This is a genomic window from Flavobacterium cucumis (assembly GCF_900148835.1).
GTDB lineage: Bacteria > Bacteroidota > Bacteroidia > Flavobacteriales > Flavobacteriaceae > Flavobacterium > Flavobacterium cucumis.
The window spans coordinates 1,039,815-1,060,106 of record NZ_FRYK01000001.1 but is presented as its reverse complement, the minus strand read 5'-3'; the positions used below and the strand labels follow the sequence as shown (position 1 = coordinate 1,060,106).

The following is a 20,292-nucleotide window of genomic DNA, read 5'->3' as shown; positions in this document are numbered from 1 at the left end:
TTGAATCTCAATATCACCCATATCATTTCATTTTGTAAAGGCGTTTTTCACGGAAATTCGACTGAGTTTACTGCAAGTCATATTTCGATTGACAGCCGTTCGTTGCAAAATGGAAATAACACCTTATTTTTTGCCATCAAAGGTCAAAATCACGATGCCCATTTATATTTGGAAGAGTTAATTGCAAAAGGCGTTCGTTATTTTGTAGTTGAATATATTCCAGAACATGTATACGAAAAAGCGAATTTCATTATCGTTGAAAATTCGTTGAAAGCCCTGCATCAAACTGCAATTGGATATCGAAAACAATTCGATTTTCCATTTGTGGGAATTACGGGAAGCAACGGAAAAACCATCGTAAAAGAATGGTTAAATTTCTTGTTGAGTCCAAATCATCTGATCGTTCGAAATCCGAAAAGTTATAATTCGCAAGTCGGCGTTCCATTATCGATTTTAGCAATTGAAGGGAATTATGATTTGGGAATTTTTGAAGCTGGAATTTCGTTACCCAATGAAATGTCTAATTTAGAGCACATCATTCAACCGAAATATGGCATTTTAACAAATATTGGTTCGGTTCATGATGAAGGTTTTCCCAATCGAGAAGCCAAAATCAAAGAGAAAATCAAACTTTTTGAAAATTGTTCCGATATTTTCTTAGAAAAGAATGCTGAAATTGAAGCTTTACTTCCAGAAAACAGTCAAAAACATACTTGGAGTTTTTCGGATGAAAGTGCGAATTTATTCGTCTCGAAGAAAAAGGAAAATGGTAAAACCGAATTGACTTTTAAAAAAACAACCAACACTTTTAGTGTAAATATTCCGTTTTCTGATGAAAATTCGATTGAAAACGTAGTTACTTGCGTGAATTTCATGCTGTTTTTAGGCGAAGAAATTCCGTTCATTCAAAATCGAGTTGCCGAATTATATCCAGTAGAGTTAAGACTTCAAGCTAAAAAAGGCATCAACAATTGTTTGGTCATCGACGATAGTTATTCCGTAGATTATCAATCATTGAAAATTGCGTTGGATTTCTTGGAACAACAAAAATTACACGATAAAAAAACGATTATTTTATCTGATATTTTCACGAGTGGCATTGCCGCGGAAACGCTTTATAATCAAGTAAAACAACTGCTTTCGAAAAATAAAATCGATCGCATAATTACCATAGGCGAAACCATCGGAAAACAATTGAACGATTTACCAAATGTGATTTCGTTTGCCACTACACAGGAATTTTTACAACGTTTCAATACACAATCGTTTCAAAACGAAACTATTTTAGTAAAAGGTGCGCGCGGCTTTAACTTCCATGAAATTGTCGTTTTATTGGAAGCGAAAAATCACGAAACCATTTTAGAAATCAATCTCGATGCGATTAGTCACAACCTGAATTTCTACAAATCCAAACTTAAACCAGAAACCAAAATTATGGTCATGGTAAAAGCATTTGGCTATGGAAATGGCGGTTACGAAATTGCCAAATTGCTCGAACATCATAAAGTCGATTATTTAGGCGTAGCGTTTGCCGATGAAGGTATCGAATTACGAAAAGCCGGAATTACGACGCCAATTATGGTTTTAAATCCCGAAAACAGTAGTTTTAGAGCCATGATTGCTTATAATTTAGAACCCGAAATTTACTCGATTACCGGGTTACAAGCGTTTTTGAAAATTACGCAACACCAAAATATTTCGCACTATCCGATTCATATTAAATTGGATACCGGCATGCACCGCTTAGGATTTGAACCGCATTTGATTGCTGAGTTATGTTCCTTACTAAAAAACAACAATTTTGTAAAGGTGAAAAGTGTGTTTTCGCATTTAGCTGCGAGTGATGATTTGGAATATGATGATTTTACGAAATTACAATTTCAACGTTTTGATGCCATGTATTCCGAATTAGAGAAAGCACTACCTTCGAAACCTATTCGTCATATTTTAAACACTTCTGGAATTTTCAATTATGCAGAAAAACAGATGGAAATGGCACGATTAGGTATTGGTTTGTATGGCATTGGAAATTCGGAACAAGAGCTGAAAGTGTTAGAAAATGTGAGCACGTTAAAAACAATCATATCTCAAATAAGAGAAGTTTTACCCGAAGAAAGCGTTGGTTACAGCCGAAGATTTCGAGTGACGCAAAAAATGAAAGTCGCTACGATTCCTATTGGTTATGCCGATGGCATTCGAAGAGCTTGGGGCAATGAAAAAGGGTTTGTGACTATCAATAACCAAAAAGCAACTATTTTAGGTTCGATTTGTATGGATATGATGATGGTGAATGTCACTGACATCAACTGCAAACCAGGTGACGAAGTAATTGTATTTGGGAAAAACCCAAAAGTAACGGAGATGGCAAGTGTAATTGGAACAATTCCTTATGAAATTCTGACTGGAATTTCGCAACGTGTGAAGCGAATTTTTTACAAAAATTAACATTTTGTTTTAAATTTCGTATATTCGTAAGTACTAAAATAAAAAATTAACTTAAAAATTTCTATTATGTTAAAAGAATTCAAAGAGTTTGCTATGCGCGGCAATGTTGTTGATTTAGCAATCGGGGTTATCATTGGTGGTGCTTTCGGTAAGATTGTAAGTTCTTTAATTGAAGACGTAATTACGCCTTTACTTCTAAAACCAGCCCTTGAGGCTGCCAATTTATCACAAATTGAAGAACTAGTTGCTTTTGGTGGAGTTAAATACGGAATGTTTATTTCAGCGGTTATCAATTTTGTCATAGTAGCTTTTGTACTTTTTTTAATCATTAAGGGAATGAATGCCGCTAAGAAAAAAGAAGAACCAGCTCCAGCGGCTCCAGCAGGCCCAACACAAGAGCAATTGTTAGCTGAAATTAGAGATTTATTAAAAAAATAGTCGATACCGCTACATTGTATATTCTAATTAAACCCCGATTCGTCGGGGTATTTTTTTAAACTTTTGTTATAAATCAAAACTTTTGTTATATTTTTATTAATACTTGTGAAGTCATTGGATTATTTTCTATTTTTGCATAAAATAATAACACACATTAAAATGAAAGTAGCCGTAGTAGGCGCTACCGGTATGGTAGGCGAAATAATGCTTCAAGTATTAGCAGAACGTAATTTTCCTGTAACCGATTTAATTCCAGTTGCTTCTGAAAAGTCTGTTGGAAAAGAAATCGAATGGAAAGGCAACACCTACAAAGTAGTAGGCTTACAAACCGCTGTAGCTATGAAACCTGATATTGCTTTGTTTTCGGCAGGTGGAGAAACATCTTTAGAATGGGCTCCAAAATTTGCTGCTGGTGGAACTACCGTAATCGATAATTCATCTGCTTGGCGCATGGATGCTACTAAGAAATTAGTCGTTCCAGAAATTAATGCTTCAATCTTAACTAAAGAAGATAAAATTATAGCGAATCCTAACTGTTCTACGATTCAAATGGTAATGGCTTTAGCGCCTTTGCATGCTAAATATGATATCAAACGTATTGTAGTTTCTACGTACCAATCTATTACGGGGACTGGAGTAAAAGCCGTTCGTCAGTTAGAAAACGAATATGCGGGAATTCAAGATGAAATGGCATACAAATATCCAATTCACCGTAATGCAATTCCACAATGTGATAGTTTTGAAGAAAATGGTTACACGAAAGAAGAAATGAAATTGGTTCGTGAAACGCAAAAAATATTAAACGACAACACTATTGCCGTTACTGCAACTGCAATTCGTATTCCGGTAGTTGGCGGACACAGTGAAGCGGTTAACGTTCAATTTGAAAATGATTTTGATATAAATGAAGTACGTCAAATTTTAAGTAACACCCCTGGTGTAACAGTTCAAGATAATTTAGAGACGTTTAATTATCCAATGCCTATTTACGCACAAGGAAAAGATGATGTTTTCGTAGGTAGAATCCGAAGAGATGAAAGTCAACCAAATACCATCAACATGTGGATTGTAGCAGATAACTTAAGAAAAGGAGCAGCAACGAATACGATTCAAATTGCGGAATATTTGGTTGTAAATAACTTGGTAAAATTTTAAACACATACACACATAGTTTATTCTATAGATTAAGGATGTTACACTTTTTGAGTTCACATCAAACTTAAATTCTATGCTCCTATGTATTTCAGAACATAACCACGAATTAGCGAAATAAGTAATCAAAACATAAAAATTCGTTAATTTGTGGTTTGTTTTTTGGCATTGTGTTAAAAGCATTATATTTGTGTCATAGTGAAAAAGAAATTATTACATATGAATTTGTTTTTGATGCTTGCGGTATTATTTGCTGTAAGTTACCAATCCATTCACACTTTTTCGCATGATCATCATTTAAAAACAGCATGTTGTGATGATTCCTATCATCCAACTTTTAAAACTTCTGAAAAAACGATTACCGAAAGTAATGACTGTCCGGTTTGTGAATTTAAATTTGCCGTTTTTCTCTCACCAGAAGTTTTACATTTTAACTTTATTGCTTCGTTTTACGAAATTCCCTATCAATTCAGTAATAATGAATCTTGTATTACGTTTGAAGGAAATTCGTGCTACCTTCGTGGTCCACCTATACTAGTTTAAAAAAAATATTCCGATATCATTATCAAAAATAATGATACGTTGTTGTTTCATTTAAACTAAAAGAAATGCGATTGCTATCGATATTATTTTTCTTTTTGGTTGGCTTTTTCGGATATGCCCAAGTTACGATATCTGGTGTTATTTCTGACGAAAACGGCTTGCCACTAAGAGATGCCCACGTACACATTGCGAATAAAACAATTTCTACTGATACTAATGGGAATTATATTCTAACCGGTATTCCAAAAGGAAAACAGAAACTCTATATCTCGTTTATAGGCTATCATGCTATTGAGGAAACTATCGAAATTTCAACCGATTTAACTATCAATCGTCAATTGAAACTAGATATTACTAAGCTAGAAGATATCACTATCCAACAACTTTCGAACTCAAAAAGTGAAAGCAGTAACGAGCAAGTTTTGAAAAGCGCAACTATTGAAAAGTTTAGCAATCAAACCTTGGGCGAAGCCTTGAAAGAAGTTTCTGGCGTTTCGATTTTAAAAACTGGAAGTACAATTGTTAAACCAGTAATTAATGGTTTGCATAGTAATCGTGTGCCAATCATCAATAATAATGTTCGATTAGAAGACCAACAATGGGGAACCGAACACGCACCAAATTTCGATATTAATGCGGCTGGAAAAATTACAGTAATTAAAGGCGCTTCGGCTTTACAATATGGCGGTGATGCTATTGGTGGAATTGTAATTATTGAACCCGAAATAATTAAAGAGGATACTTTGGTTGGAAAGACCATTCTTAACTTAGCTTCAAACGGAATGGGCGGGAGCTTAAGTTCAAGTCTTCAAAAAGGAAATCGCTATGGTTGGAGTTGGAATGCTTTGGGAACTTTCAAATATCTTGGCGATCGTGAAACGCCAGACTATGTGTTGTCCAATTCAGGAAATCGCGAACAAAATTTTTCAGGTGGCATTCGATATGCACAAGAAAAATATAATTTCAATGCGATGTACAGTTTTTACAATGCGCAAATTGGAATCATCAAAGCATCTCATATTGGAAATGTAACCGATTTATACAATTCCATCAACGACCAACAACCAAGCGAGATTGAACCTTTTACCTACTCGATTAATGCGCCAAAACAAGAAGTGCAACATCATTTAGCTAAAATCAATTATCAAAGATGGCTAAACGAAAATACTTCGATTGATTTTCAATATGCCTTTCAATTTAACAATCGTTTGGAATTTGATGTTAGAAGAAGTAGCGCTAATAATGATAAAGCCGCTTTGGATTTACAATTGACCACGCATACTTTTTTAACGGATTATAAAACATCTATTGGAAATTGGAGATTAAAATCGGGTTTGAATTTGGGTTACCAAAACAATTTTGCTAATCCAGAAACAGGTGTTCGTCCATTAATTCCGAGTTATGAAAAACTAGATGCTGGTTTGTACGGAATTGCCGTTTATAAATTCGACAATGCTACTTCGTTAGAATCGGGAATTCGTTATGATTTTTCGACTATCGAAGCAACAAAATATTATTTGAAATCAAGATGGACAGAACGTGGCTATGATGCCGAATTTTCTCATTTTATTGTGGGCGAAGAAGGCAATCAATGGTTAACGAAACCCTCTTTTGATTATCATAATATTACAGCAAACATTGGATTTAGAAAGCAATTTCATCATGAAATGGAATGGTTAGTGAATGTAAGTTTGGCTTCACGAAATCCAAATCCGTCTGAATTATTTAGTGATGGATTACATCATTCTACTGGTCAAGTAGAACTAGGTGATTTACGTTTAGAAAAAGAACAAGCGTATAAATTCAACACTACTTTTAATAAAGATTGGAAATCATTTAGAATCCAAATTAATCCGTTTATAAACCGAATTTCAAATTTCATTTTTTTACAACCTATTGGTTTTGAAACTACTATTCGCGGCGCTTTTCCAGTTTGGGAATTCAAGCAAACAGAAGCTTTGCTAACGGGTTTTGACGTTAATACCAAATGGACTATTACGAATCATTTTTCGCATGAATTAGGATTAGCTTATGTTAATGGACAAAATCTAAGTACTGACGAGTATTTAATTGATATGCCGCCATTTGTCATCAATAATAAAATTCAGTACAAAAAAGAATCTTGGTTCAATTTTGTTTCCGAATTAAAGAGTGAAGTGGTTTTCACTCAAAATCAATTCCCGAATTACAATTTTGAAACCAATATTGTTGTGAATAACGAATTAACTCCTGTTTTAGTTGACATAAGTTCGCCACCAAAAGGGTATCATTTATTGCATTTTTACAGCGAAATGACTTTTAAAATCAATAAAAGAAATAGCCTAACTACATCTTTTAGTGTACAAAACATAATGAATACAACGTATCGAGATTACCTAAATCGTCAGCGCTTTTATGCTGATGAAATGGGTAGAAATGTTCAAATTCAATTAAAATTTAATTATTAAAAAATCAAAACATGAAAAATTTAAAACGTATCGCGCTATTAGTAGTTCCAGTATTATTTTTAACATCTTGTTCAAACGATGATACTCCTGTAAACGAGGAAGAAGTAATTACAACAGTTAGAGTTACACTTGTTGGTGGAGGACAAACTATTGTATTAGAATCAAGAGATTTAGATGGTGATGGTCCGAATGCTCCAGTTCTGACTCCAATTGAAGGAGGGATATTAGTAGCAGGAACAACTTATGAAGGTTCGACGGAATTTTTAAATGAATTAGAGGATCCAGCTGAAGATATCACAGTTGAAGTGGAAGAAGAAGGTGCTGATCATCAAGTATTTTATCAAGTCCCTTCATCTGTAGGAACTGTAACTTACACAGATACGGATGCTGATGGAAGACCAATTGGATTAAACTTTACATTAGTTGCTGGAACTTCTGGCTCATCTGGAAATTTAACAGTTACTTTAAGACATTTACCTAATAAAACAGCTACTGGTGTAGCAGCTGGTGACATCACAAATGCTGGTGGAAATACAGATGCTGTAGTTTCTTTTTCAGTTGCAGTAAACTAAAAAATGAAATAAAATTTGTTACAAAACGACTGAAATTTCAGTCGTTTTTGTTTTTTAACAAATCTTTAGAATTCAAATGAATATCTTTGTTTTAATCAACAAATACTATATGAAAAAAACAATAACAGTATCGGCTATTGTTTGTACACTTGTTATGAACGCACAAACAAAAATCAATTATCCTGAAACAAAAAAAATCGACCATGTTGACACGTATTTTGGCGAAAAAATCAACGATCCCTATCGTTGGTTAGAAGACGACAGAAGTACTGAAACAGAAGCTTGGGTGAAAACTCAAAACGTCGTTACTTATGGTTATTTAGAACAAATCCCCTACAGAGATCAGCTGAAAGCTAGAATGGAGCAATTGTGGAATTATGAAAAAATTGGAGCTCCTTTTAAAGAAGGGGATTACACATATTACTACAAGAATAACGGTCTTCAAAATCAATCTGTTTTGTACCGAAAAGACAAATCCGGTAAAGAAGAAATCTTCTTAGATCCAAACACGTTTTCAAAGGATGGCACCACTTCTTTAGGTGGATTGAATTTTAGTAAAGACGGAAGTTTAGTAGCTTACGCTATTTCAGAGGGCGGAAGTGATTGGAGAAAAGTAATTATAATGGAAGCAAAAACTAAAAAAATCATAGGTGACACAATAGTTGATGTGAAATTTAGTGGTGTTTCTTGGTACAAAAACGAAGGGTTTTATTATTCAAGCTACGACAAACCTGTTGGAAGTGAATTATCAGCAAAAACGGACCAACACAAATTGTATTATCACAAATTAAACACACCTCAGAAGTCAGATAAATTAATTTTCGGTGGTGATGTTAAAAGAAGATATGTTGGTGGTGGCGTTTCGGAAGATGAAAAATACTTATTCATTTCGGCAGCGAATTCAACATCTGGAAATGAATTGTATTATTTAGATTTATCAAAACCAGATGCTAAAATCGTAACGTTAATAGACAATTACGAAAATGATAATGATGTTTTAGACAACAAAGGTTCTAAAATTTATTTGGTAACAAATTATAAAGCACCGAATAAACGTGTGGTAACTTTTGATTTAGCAAACCCTGCTAAAGAAAACTGGAAAGATTGCATCGCTGAAACCGAAAATGTATTGTCGCCAAATACAGGTGGTGGTTATATTTTTGCAAGTTATATGAAAGATGCGGTTTCATTCATTAAACAATATGATTACAACGGTAAATTAGTGCGCGATATTCAATTACCAGGCGTTGGAACTGCTGGTGGTTTTGGTGGAAAAGAAAAAGAGACTACCTTATATTTTTCGTTTACAAATTATGTAACCCCTGGAACAACTTACGCTTTTGATCCAAAAACAGGAAAATCAACAATCTATCAAAAACCAAAAGTAGATTTTAATTCAGCAGATTACGAATCAAAACAAGTGTTCTACACTTCAAAAGATGGCACAAAAGTTCCGATGATTATTACGTATAAAAAAGGCACAAAATTAAACGGTCAAAACCCAACAATTTTATATGGTTATGGTGGATTTAATGTAAGTTTAACACCATCATTTAGTATTGCTAATGCCGTTTGGTTAGAAAACGGAGGTGTTTACGCCGTTGCGAATTTACGCGGTGGTGGTGAATATGGTAAAAAATGGCACGATGCTGGAACGCAATTGAAAAAACAAAACGTTTTTGACGATTTCATTGCCGCAGCTGAATATCTAATCAAAGAAAATTATACCTCATCAGATTATTTAGCAATCAAAGGAGGTTCAAATGGAGGACTTTTAGTGGGTGCCGTTATGACACAACGTCCAGATTTAGTAAAAGTGGCGCTACCTGCAGTAGGTGTTTTAGACATGTTACGTTATCATACCTTTACCGCTGGAGCAGGTTGGGCTTACGATTACGGAACATCGGAGCAAAGCAAAGAAATGTTTGAATACATCAAGGGCTATTCTCCTGTTCATAATGTAAAAGCAGGTATAAAATACCCGGCGACCATGGTAACTACCGGTGATCATGACGACAGAGTAGTACCCGCACACAGTTTTAAATTTGCAGCAGAATTACAAGCGAAACAAGCTGGCGAAAATCCAGTTTTAATTCGTATTGATGTAAATGCAGGTCACGGAGCTGGAAAATCGGTGGCGGCTACCATTCAAGAAAATGTGGATATGCAAGTCTTTACACTTTATAATATGGGTGTTAAAGAATTAAAATAGAAAAGTTAAAAAAATGATAAAAGAGCCTTAGGGCTCTTTTTTTATGCAATAAAACCAAAAGTTAACGGTTTTATATATATGAGAAAAATTGTTTTTATATCCATTAGCCTTGTTTTAATAGGACTAACGAGTTGTACTTCAACTGTGAAAAATGTGTATCGTGATGATTTTAGAAGTGCCTCTAAAACTGAAATCGAAAAAATACACACTGAAGTAAATGCAAAAAACAAAAATAGAACCATACTATTTTTAACGCAAACTTATAAAGGGGAAAAAATTACTGTTTTACAAAACGGAAAAACAATTTATTCCGAATATCCTATAACAAATTTAAATAACAGAATAGCTTCTTATTTTAGTTTTGACAACGAACGAGATATCGTAATTAAAGACAATAACTCGAAGAAAGAAATTTTAATTCCTACAAAAAACACAAGTAAGTATAAGTACGTATATGTAATGAAAAAAGTGAAAAAAGGAAAATTTCAATTCGTTGTTACATATAGCAATACGCTAAGGCCTATTTAGTCTGCCTTATAACTTCAATACTTCCGTAAAATTGCATCAACACAAATGCACCTATTAAACTTGATGCTACTCCTTCAAAAAACAAAACCCCACAATATTGAATGATGTTTATTTTACCCACAAAAAAGAAAGTATCCGATAAAGTGTTCAAGTAAGATTCACCGCCCTTTATGTGGATAAAGACAATTAATCCAAGAATTCCTAGAAAAACTCCCAACACGCCTGTTAGAAATCCTGAAAATAGGTTTTCTAAATAATCTACTTTCCCATTTATATAATTATGCTTTATCGTTTTATAAATCCCATACAAAACAATAAAGGCATTCAAAGAGCGTAAATAATTTTTACTTGCCAATCCAAAAAAATCCATTAAGAGGAAAAACAATCCGATTCCTAAAAAAATTAGAATCCCATTCTTTAGTACAATGTTTTCTTTCATGATTATCTATGTTTAAAATAATAAAATTACAATTATTATTCTAAACATCTGATAATCAATATATAAAATAAAGTTAAATTAAAAACGATTGTCTCCATCCAGCATTCTTCCTAAGCCACCGAGCAAACTTCCTTCTTCTCTACTTCCTCCATTCTGAGGCGCACTGGCATAAATTCTTCCTGCTAATCTACTAAAGGGTAATGACTGAATAAAAACAGTTCCGGGTCCGCGAAGCGTTGCAAAGAAAACACCTTCTCCTCCGAAAATGGTGTTTTTAATTCCACCTACAAACTCGATATCGTAATCTACGTCTTTAGTAAAACCTACTAAACATCCGGTATCAACACGAAGTAATTCACCAGATTGCAATTCCTTTTTAGCTAACGTTCCCCCTGAATGTACAAAAGCCATTCCATCACCTTCTACTTTTTGCATGATGAAACCTTCACCTCCAAATAAACCGGTTCCAATTTTTTTAGTAAATTCAATTCCAACTGAAACACCTTTTGCAGCGCATAAAAACGAATCTTTTTGACAAATGAATTTTCCGCCTAATTGTTGCAAATCAATCGGAACAATTTTTCCTGGATAAGGAGAAGCGAAAGATACTTTTCGTTTTCCAAAATCTTGGTTTTGATAAGCTGTCATGAATAAACTTTCTCCTGTTAAGACACGCTTACCAGCTGATAATAATTTTCCAAAAAGGCCTTGCTGTTGGTCTTGGCTTCCGTCTCCAAAAATAGTTTCCATTTTGATGCCATTTTCCATCATCATAAAACTTCCTGCTTCGGCAACAACTACTTCTTGAGGATCTAATTCAATTTCAACATATTGCATTTCCTCACCATAAATCTGATAATCAATTTCGTGTGCTTTCATATTTTGTTAATTTTTTTTAAATTAGTCGGAGGGACCAATAAAATGTTACGAGTAAAAACACAAACCAATAATACTTTTCAGTTTTGGACCGAATAGTTTAAATAGGATACTAGTAATCTAATTTTACATACCCAATTTCCCTACTGATCTTTGCTTTTCTTCTATTAATATAAGAGGAAGAATTGGAAGCTTTATATTTTCTTGGATTGGGCAGAATAGCAGCAATTCCTGCCGCTTCATAACGCGTTAAGCTAGCAGCATCTTTTCTATACCAATACTTCGCAGCAGCTTCGACTCCATAAACACCATCTCCCATCTCGATACTGTTTAAATAAACTTCCATGATGCGCTTTTTACCCCAAATCAACTCAATTAAAACCGTGTAATACGCTTCTAATCCTTTACGCAAATAACTTCTTCCTTGCCATAGGAAAACGTTTTTTGCCGTCTGTTGAGAAATAGTACTACCACCTTTTAATCTTTTTCCTTTCGAATTATTTTTATAAGCTTTTTGCATAGCTTCAAAATCAAAACCCCAATGTTCCAGAAAACGTCCATCTTCACTAGCAATAACCGCTTTTTGAAGATTTAATGAAATTTCGTCTATTGGCACCCACTCGTGACTGCATACCATTTCCTTTCCAGCTGTATTATGTTCCAAAGCACGAATACCCATTAAAGGTGTAAACGGAACAGGAATAAATTTAAAAAGCAACACCACCGAAAAACTAATGATATTAAACCATAAAAAAAGCAGCCAGAAGAAACGAAAAATCTTTTGACCTGTAGTTCTTTTTTTTGTTGGTTTTTTTGTTGAAGTCTTTTTACTTGAGGTAGTTTTTTTTGCCATATATAAAGCTTTGCTTTTGTTTCAGATTTCAGGTTAAAACTTAAAAGAAACTAAATTAATTCTGCTAGTTCTTGTCCGATTAAACTGCCGATAGCAACTCCCATTCCGCCCATGCGAACTCCGCAATAAACGTTGTTTGAAAGTTGCTCCACTATAGGTTTTTTATGTGCACCCACACCCATAGTACCGCTCCATCGGTGTTCAACTTCGAACGTTTGATGTGGCAAAATTACTGTTTTTAATAACGCTTCCAAACGATTTTGAATTAATTCTGTGGTCTCATGTGAAGTGGTGGTTTCGCCTTCAAAATCTAAGTTTCTTCCACCACCAAAAAGAATTCTATCATTGAAATTTCTGAAATAAAAATAGCCTTTGTCTAAATGAAAAGTGCCTTTAATATCTAAATTCGGAATTGGTTTTGTAATTAACACTTGAGCACGTGCCGGTTTTACTTGATTATTAGTCAATTGCGATGCAAAACCATTTGTAGTGAACAATAATTTATTGGTTTTGAATGTAATTCCGTTGGTTTCAACCTCAACACCATCGTTTAGTTCTTGAAAACCTGTTACCATTTGAGAGTTTAAAATCAGAATATCATTTTGATGAGCTTTTTTTAGCAAAGCTTGCATCATATCTCCGGTATCAATTTGTGCTTCGAATGGATTGAAAATCAAATTTTCAAAAATACCGCTAAAATTAAATCTATCTACTTCTTTTGAAAAAACATCGGTTTTAAAAAGTGGCTTGATAATGTCGTTAATGAACGGAATCTTCTGAATGCATTCGTTATAAAACGATTCATCTTCTTTTAGAAATAATTCATAACCGCCATAAGGTCTTAAATCGATAGCGGAATCGCCAAGGTTTTTTCGAAGTAATTGCAAACCTGCATATCGTTTTTGAATCAGTTGGATTACCTCTTCTTCTGTATGTGTTTTTAAATCATCTATGATTTCGGAAATGCTTCCAAAGCAAGCAAAACCAGCATTTTTGGTACTCGCACCTTGAGGCAAAACTCCTTTTTCGAGAATTAAAATTTTAGCAATTGGAAATCTTTCTCGCAAAGCTAATGCAGTGTGCAACCCTACAATTCCACTACCTACGATAGTGAAATCAACGTTTGAAAACCAATTTTTTATTTCCCAATAACTGAGTTGCATTGTTCTAAATTTAAAAAGTAAATGTAAGAATTTGTTTTTAGTTACACACTAAATCTCGTTATTTGCGTTATGATATAAAAATCTAAAAAATGAGAATTTATTTACTTTTTACAACGTTGTTTTTTACATTACTTAGTTTTGCCCAAAATTCCTCAAAAAACATAACTCTAATTTTCAAAAAAAGTAATTACCATTTTGAAGAAACTTCAGGATTTAAAAGAATGAATTCACTGATTAATTACTCAGAATACAATTCGTATAAAGAAACTTATCTTTCACCGAATAATAAAGAAAAAAACGACACAATACAATTAAATATTGAATCGGATAAAGTTTTTTTAATCCACAATTGGAAAGAATTGAATAAAAGTTCAAGAGTGATTTTGCATGCAAATGATGTGGTTGAAATTGATTACGAAAAAGGATTTCCAAATTTCAAAATTCAAAACAGAGAAGTAAAATCATTTGATTTGAATTTAGAACATCAACTAAATTTAAGTTTTCCGATTGATAATTTTGTCTTTTTTCAAACCAACAAAAGAAGTCGAAATTCAAAAGAAGAAAAAGAATATAAAGTGGAATTAGCAAACTTTATTCAAAGCTCTAAAGCAACACTAGATGAACTTTTAAATTCAGATAAAATTTCGAAAGAAACGTATGATTCGCAGTTAAATTACATCACTTTTTACACGTTAAATACGGATACAAAAACAAATTTTTCTGATTATATAAACAATCTTAAAAACGAAGAATTAATTTGGTTAAAATCGTATCGCTATTTCTTAGAATTATATGTAAAAAACGAGTTTAAAATAAAGAAATACGAAAAAGAAATTAAAGATTTTGAACTAAAAACTGCTAATAATAAAACCAAAACAAAAGATGTAAGCGTTCAATATGAAGACAACGAAAATAGTTTCCTTCAAGTTGAAAAATCGGACTTGTTTTCTACTAAAGCTAAAGAATATTTGTTGTACGTTTATTTGAATCGAATTGCAAAAACAGATTCACAAAAGCTATCAACTTATATTACAATTTTTAAAAAACATTCAAATGATAAAAAATTAATTGAAGGTTTTGAAAACGCCTTTTTAGTTAACATTGAAACTTTAAAACAAAACACTTCTGAAGTTGTTTTGTATGACGAAAACAAAAAAGCAACTACATTATCTGCAATTATTGAAGCTAATAAAGGTAGAATAATTTATATTGATTTTTGGGCGAGTTGGTGTGCACCTTGTAGAGCAGCGTTTCCAAGTTCGAGAAAATTACACGAAGAATTCAAAGAAAAAGAAATTGTGTTCTTGTACTTATCTACAGATGCTAACTTTGAAGCTTGGAAAAAAACAAATCAATTTGAAAAACTTTCCAAAAACAGCTATTTGATAATTAATCCAAAAACTTCGGAATACCTGAAAAAATTAGCCGTTGATTTTATTCCAAGATATGTGTTAATAAATTCGAATGGTGAAATTTCAAATCCAAAAGCACCTTCTCCCGATTCTGAAAAAATCAAGCTAGAATTGAATGACTTGTTACAAAGTAAATAATTAATTCGTATTCTTTTTTCTCGACTTAATCGCTTTCATTATTAAAGGAAATGAAGTTACGGCGATTAAAATTAAGATAATGGTTTCGATATGTTTCTTTAGATCGATGCCAAATTCTTCATTAAAAAAACCATACAAATAATGTCCCGCAAAAACTAAGGTAAACGACCACAAAAGAGAACTCAAAACATTATAAAACATAAACTTCCCTTTTTCCATATGAACAATGCCTGCAATAATAGGTACAAAGGTCCTCACAATGGGAAGAAAACGGGCAAAAATAATGGCTTTACCTCCGTGTTTTTCGAAGAAAGCTTGAGATTCGTATAAATATTTCTTCTTGAAAAAGAAACTATCTTCTTTATTGTATAAAAACTGACCGCTTTTGGCACCAAACCAATACCCGAAAATATTTCCTAAAGTTGCTGCTGAAGCAATTAACAAAGCAAGAATAGTAACATTTGACAAATCACTTGGAATCATGAAAAACGTTTCCACTAATTCGCGACTGTAGATTCCAGATAAAAACAACAAGCTATCACCTGGGAGAAAAAATCCAGCAAATAAACCTGTCTCAGCAAAAACGATAAATAAAACCATATAAATCCCTATAGGAATACCTCCGACTTCCATTGTGATATAGAATTCGGGATTAAATAATTTGGTCCAGTGAAAATCGTTCATACTAAGCTAGTTTATTTACAGATTTTGCTACAATCATGGAAACCGCTGCATCCCCAGTAACATTCACAGTAGTTCTACACATATCTAAAGGTCGGTCAATAGCAAAAATCAAAGCTAATCCTGCTTCTGGAATTCCAGCTTGCGCTAGTACAATTACCAACATTACCATTCCAGCTCCCGGAACAGCAGCACTTCCAATGGAAGCTAAAGTTGCCGTAACAATAATTCCTAATTGAGTAGCTAAAGACAAATCCATACCAAACGATTGCGCAATAAAAACAGCTGCAACGGCTTGATATAAACTAGTTCCATCCATGTTGATTGTAGCACCTATTGGCAAAACAAAACTTGCCACCTCGTCATCAACACCAAGATTATCAACCGTTCTTTCCATAGTTACAGGCAACGTAGCCGCGCTTGAACTCGTTGAAAAAGCCAATAATTGAGCTGGAGAAATTCCGTTGAAGAAAAATGTTGGACTTTTTTTAGTGAATACTTTTACCAAAATAAGATAAACACAAATCACTAAAAACAAGCCAATTAAAACTGTTAACCCATACATTCCCAAGGCTTTGAATAAATCTAAACTTGGTGATTCAGCAACAATAGCAGCTAAAAGAGCAAATACTCCAAAAGGAGAAAACAACATAATAAGATCAATCATTTTCAAAATGACCTCATTAAAACTGTCAAAGAAATCTTTAACGGGTTTCGATTTTTCTTCAGGAATTAAAATCATGGCAATTCCAAAAATAACTGCAAAGAAAATCACTTGTAGCATATTTCCATTATCGGATGAAGCTTTAATAATATTGTCTGGAACGATATCAATCAGAGATTGTAATGGCCCAACTTCACTTTGCTTGGCTGCGGCTTCAATTTTAGAATTAGCGTCAGCTGTATAACTTGAAACCAATTCCGTTCTGGTCTTTTCAGAAATATAACTTCCAGGTTTAATAAGGTTAACAATTACTAAACCAATTGAAACCGCTAAAATTGTAGTCATCACGTACAATCCGATGGTTCTACCCCCCATTTTAGACAACTTCGAAATATCTTTTAAATCAGAAATTCCCTTAATCAAAGAAGCTAAAATTAAAGGAACAGCAATTAACTTTAATAAATTAATGAAAATAGTTCCAAAAGGTTTAACCCAGTCTACAATTAGTTCTTTTCCCCATGTAAATTGTATTAATATAAAAGCAAATAAAACTCCGAATGCCATTCCAAGTAAGATTTGCCAATGTAATGCTAATTTTTTCATTATAAAGTTTACTTTTAAGATTGTGAAAATAGGGATATTTTTTGAAAAAATTGCTACATTTAGCTTCGTTTTAAAAATAACAGCTATGAAAAAATACATTTTTCTCATTTTCAGCATGATAAGTATGAGCACATTAGCACAAGAAAACCTAACCCCAGAAACTTTATGGCAATTAGGAAGAGTAACGCCTTTAGGAATTTCAAAAGATGGAAAATTATTGATTTACAAAGTAGGAACACCTTCTATTGAAGAAAATAGAATCAATTCAAAATATTATACAATCCCCGTTCAAGGTGGAAATGCTACTTTGGTGGAAGATTACAAATCATTATTAGCCGATAAAAATATTTCTCCTGACGGAAAATTGCTTTTGTTTTCAAAAGAAGTTAAGGTGGAGAAATTATTAGGAAAAGACCTTTACCCGGAATTATCTAAAACAACAGCCCAAGTTTACACAAGCTTAGATTACCGTCATTGGGATACTTGGAATGACGGAACACACAACCATGTTTTTTATTCAGAAAATAAAAAAGATGCGGTTGGAATTGACATTATGCCAAACGAACCTTATGATGCACCTCAAAAACCTTTTGGTGGTGATGAAGATTACATTTGGTCGCCTGATGGAACCAAAATCATCTACGTTTGTAAAAAGAAAGTGGGAACCGCTTATGCCACAAGTACAAATACTGATTTATACGAGTACGATTTAACTACAAAAACCACAAAAAACCTTACTGAAAGCAATTTAGGTTACGACACACATCCTACTTTTTCTCCAAATGGCGATTTGTCTTGGTTACAAATGAAACGCGATGGTTATGAGGCAGATAAAAACGATATTATGGTTCGCCATAAAGGATTAGACATCAATTTAACTGCGGGTTGGGACGGAACTGTGGATAGTTTCACCTGGAGCACTGATGGAAAAAAAGTGTTTTTTATTGCGCCAATGAAAGGAACAAAACAACTTTTTGAAGTTAATTTTCCTGGTTTAACAAAAATTGCGGTTCGTGTAACGCAATTAACGGATGGTGATTTTGATGTAAATGCAATTATTGGTTTCTCAGGAACTTCAGTTTTAGTAACTAGAAACGATATGAACCATGCTCCAGAGATATATTCGTATGATTTAGCGAAGAAAAATTGGAAACAAATTACCAAAGTAAATGATGAAGCTTACGCTAAAATCGCTTCTTGTAGAACAGAAAAACGTTGGGTAACGACTACTGATGGCAAAAAGATGTTAGTTTGGGTAATTTTGCCTCCAAATTTCGATAACACTAAAAAATATCCAGCACTTTTATATTGCCAAGGTGGTCCACAAAGTGCATTGACTCAATCGTATTCTTTTCGTTGGAATTTCCAATTGATGGCTTCACAAGGTTATGTAATTGTAGCGCCAAATCGTAGAGGAATGCCAGGACACGGAACGGCTTGGAACGAACAAATTTCAGGCGATTGGGGTGGGCAAGTTATGGATGATTACTTAGCCGCTATCGATGATGTAGCAGAAGAATCCTACATCGACAAAGAGCGATTAGGCGCTGTTGGAGCTAGCTATGGAGGATATTCTGTATTTCAATTGGCAGGTATCCACAAAAACCGTTTTAAGACATTCATTTCGCATTGTGGTATTTTCAACACAGAGAGTATGTATGGAACAACGGAAGAAGTTTTCTTTACAAATTGGGATTCAGGTGGTGCATATTGGGAAAAAGATAATGCAAAAGCTCAAAAAACGTACAACGAATTCAATCCAATTAAGTCAATCAACAACTGGAATACACCAATTTTAATTATCCAAGGCGAAAAAGATTACCGTGTACCAATAGGACAAGGACAAGAAGCTTTTCAAGCAGCACAATTAAAAGGAATTAAAAGTAAATTCTTATTGTTCCCAGATGAAAATCATTGGGTATTAAAACCTCAAAATGCCTTAGTTTGGCAAAGCGAATTTTTTGGTTGGTTGAAAGAAACGTTGTAAAAAAGCAAGTTCAAGAGCAAGTTCAAAAAATAAAATAGCAACTGAAACAAGTAGCTTGACAAAATTAAACTTACTCTTGAATTTAATTTTTGACCTTGAAAATGATGCCATTCGAAGACATAGAACTCACTGTGAAAACCTTTCATAAGCATGGCTTAACGAAAGAAGCGGCATTATGGCTTTTAAAAGTATATGAATTAGAACATCCAAATTTTGCAGGTTTTGAATTTAGAGAAGCGGCAAAACCTGATTATATTTTAATGACGGCTGAAGGAAACATAGGTGGCCCACAAATTATTAGAATTCCTGAAAATACCTTTCAATTTCCCCTAGTTTTGATGTTGAATTTATTGGCACATGAAATGATGCACGTAAAACAAAAAGCACCTGAAGTAGCCATGCAAGACAAAAATGAACGCGAATGGCAAGCGTATTACGAAATGTTGTTTCACAAAGAATTTCCTTTAATTCCAAAAACATCAGTACACCATCAAAAGTTTTTTGCAGAAAAAGCGATGATTTATTACAACCGTTCTGAAAAAGAAGCCAATCCGTTGCGATTGAAGTATGAAAATCAGAAAATAGAAATTGAGGAATTAATTAAAAGTTTAGGATAAGAATTTGAATTCAAATTGGAGATAATTCAATAAAAAAAATGAAAATCGAAAATGAAAAAATACATAATAATCTATTATATAATTGTTAATTTAATCTGTTTAATTCCCAGTATTATAAGTGTATTTTTAGAATTTGATTTTAAATTTAACACCTTATTTTTCTTCTCTTTTAGCTTATTAAATATTATAGCGATTTCGTTAGTTTATCTTAATCGAATAATAATACCATCTTTGTTTTTTCTGGCATTAACAAATTTAATTCAGACTTTTACATTTGTTGTTTTAGGGTTTTCATATAAATTTTTACTTGGACCAGATATTTCTTTCTTTATAATTGACGATGGTGATTTATCAGTGAGATTTGCAGCATTACCTTATAACATTATATTCTATCTAAACTCATTTGAAGTTGATGATAATTTTATGTTTGGATTTAATTTTATTCACTTTTGGTTATTCTTATTTTTTAATAAATTAATTATTGAAGAAAAAAACAAGAGTAACCTCCAATCACAAGTATAA

General features: G+C 33.2%; 18 protein-coding genes. 12 read left to right on the top strand and 6 right to left on the bottom strand.

The annotated features are described in order from the left end of the window. From BUE95_RS04955 to BUE95_RS04920, 8 genes are all read left to right on the top strand, one after another. Positions 1-2,445, top strand: coding sequence for a bifunctional UDP-N-acetylmuramoyl-tripeptide:D-alanyl-D-alanine ligase/alanine racemase (locus tag BUE95_RS04955; RefSeq protein ID WP_073581998.1), 2,445 nt, complete (start codon positions 1-3; stop codon positions 2,443-2,445). A gap of 66 nt (positions 2,446-2,511) precedes the next feature. Beyond that, positions 2,512-2,883, top strand: a complete 372-nt coding sequence (gene mscL, locus BUE95_RS04950) for a large conductance mechanosensitive channel protein MscL (protein ID WP_073581997.1) — start codon at positions 2,512-2,514, stop codon at positions 2,881-2,883. 159 nt (positions 2,884-3,042) lie between these two features. Beyond that, positions 3,043-4,038 (top strand): aspartate-semialdehyde dehydrogenase, encoded by a 996-nt coding sequence (locus BUE95_RS04945; RefSeq protein WP_073581996.1) that lies wholly within the window; start codon positions 3,043-3,045, stop codon positions 4,036-4,038. A 231-nt stretch (positions 4,039-4,269) separates the two neighbouring features. Next, positions 4,270-4,578: a hypothetical protein gene (locus BUE95_RS04940; protein WP_143165227.1), complete on the top strand. Its 309-nt coding sequence runs from the start codon at positions 4,270-4,272 to the stop codon at positions 4,576-4,578. A 65-nt stretch (positions 4,579-4,643) separates the two neighbouring features. Continuing rightward, a complete protein-coding gene (locus BUE95_RS04935; protein WP_073581992.1) occupies positions 4,644-7,025 on the top strand; it encodes a TonB-dependent receptor in 2,382 nt (793 codons plus the stop codon). A gap of 11 nt (positions 7,026-7,036) precedes the next feature. Further along, entirely contained in the window at positions 7,037-7,597 is a 561-nt protein-coding gene (locus tag BUE95_RS04930; RefSeq protein ID WP_073581965.1) for a type 1 periplasmic binding fold superfamily protein, read from the top strand. A gap of 109 nt (positions 7,598-7,706) precedes the next feature. Next, positions 7,707-9,809 carry a prolyl oligopeptidase family serine peptidase gene (locus BUE95_RS04925; RefSeq protein WP_073582460.1) on the top strand — a complete coding sequence of 701 codons (2,103 nt, stop codon included), beginning with the start codon at positions 7,707-7,709 and terminating at the stop codon, positions 9,807-9,809. A 78-nt stretch (positions 9,810-9,887) separates the two neighbouring features. Further along, positions 9,888-10,337, top strand: a complete 450-nt coding sequence (locus BUE95_RS04920) for a hypothetical protein (protein WP_073581963.1) — start codon at positions 9,888-9,890, stop codon at positions 10,335-10,337. Here the strand turns inward: BUE95_RS04920 and BUE95_RS04915 are convergent. From BUE95_RS04915 to BUE95_RS04900, 4 genes are all read right to left on the bottom strand, one after another. After that, positions 10,330-10,776 (bottom strand): hypothetical protein, encoded by a 447-nt coding sequence (locus BUE95_RS04915; protein WP_073581961.1) that lies wholly within the window; start codon positions 10,774-10,776, stop codon positions 10,330-10,332. The two genes, BUE95_RS04920 and BUE95_RS04915, sit on opposite strands and share 8 nt — an antisense overlap. 78 nt (positions 10,777-10,854) lie before the next feature. Next, positions 10,855-11,655 (bottom strand): TIGR00266 family protein, encoded by an 801-nt coding sequence (locus BUE95_RS04910; RefSeq protein ID WP_073581959.1) that lies wholly within the window; start codon positions 11,653-11,655, stop codon positions 10,855-10,857. A gap of 109 nt (positions 11,656-11,764) precedes the next feature. Next, positions 11,765-12,505, bottom strand: coding sequence for a monofunctional biosynthetic peptidoglycan transglycosylase (mtgA, locus tag BUE95_RS04905; RefSeq protein WP_073581957.1), 741 nt, complete (start codon positions 12,503-12,505; stop codon positions 11,765-11,767). A 50-nt stretch (positions 12,506-12,555) separates the two neighbouring features. Further along, a complete protein-coding gene (locus BUE95_RS04900) occupies positions 12,556-13,668 on the bottom strand; it encodes an NAD(P)/FAD-dependent oxidoreductase (protein WP_073581955.1) in 1,113 nt (370 codons plus the stop codon). Between the two features lie 221 nt (positions 13,669-13,889). On the opposite strand from BUE95_RS04900, the gene BUE95_RS04895 reads away from it, so the two are divergent. Then, positions 13,890-15,218 (top strand): TlpA family protein disulfide reductase, encoded by a 1,329-nt coding sequence (locus BUE95_RS04895; RefSeq protein WP_159433496.1) that lies wholly within the window; start codon positions 13,890-13,892, stop codon positions 15,216-15,218. On the opposite strand, the gene BUE95_RS04890 is transcribed toward BUE95_RS04895, so the two are convergent. Next, complete coding sequence (locus tag BUE95_RS04890) at positions 15,219-15,902, bottom strand: DedA family protein (protein WP_073581951.1); 684 nt, start codon at positions 15,900-15,902, stop codon at positions 15,219-15,221. Between the two features lies 1 nt (position 15,903). Next, the gene (locus BUE95_RS04885) at positions 15,904-17,166 is read right to left on the bottom strand and encodes a dicarboxylate/amino acid:cation symporter (protein WP_073582458.1); all 1,263 of its coding nucleotides are present in this window, start codon (positions 17,164-17,166) and stop codon (positions 15,904-15,906) included. Between the two features lie 85 nt (positions 17,167-17,251). Here BUE95_RS04885 and BUE95_RS04880 point away from each other — a divergent pair, with 85 nt between their 5' ends. The 3 genes from BUE95_RS04880 to BUE95_RS04870 all read left to right on the top strand — a co-directional run bounded on the left by BUE95_RS04880 (position 17,252) and on the right by BUE95_RS04870 (position 20,292). Continuing rightward, entirely contained in the window at positions 17,252-19,153 is a 1,902-nt protein-coding gene (locus BUE95_RS04880) for a S9 family peptidase (protein ID WP_073581949.1), read from the top strand. Between the two features lie 101 nt (positions 19,154-19,254). Beyond that, positions 19,255-19,770 (top strand): hypothetical protein, encoded by a 516-nt coding sequence (locus tag BUE95_RS04875; protein WP_084530224.1) that lies wholly within the window; start codon positions 19,255-19,257, stop codon positions 19,768-19,770. Between the two features lie 51 nt (positions 19,771-19,821). Continuing rightward, positions 19,822-20,292 (top strand): hypothetical protein, encoded by a 471-nt coding sequence (locus tag BUE95_RS04870; RefSeq protein ID WP_073581945.1) that lies wholly within the window; start codon positions 19,822-19,824, stop codon positions 20,290-20,292.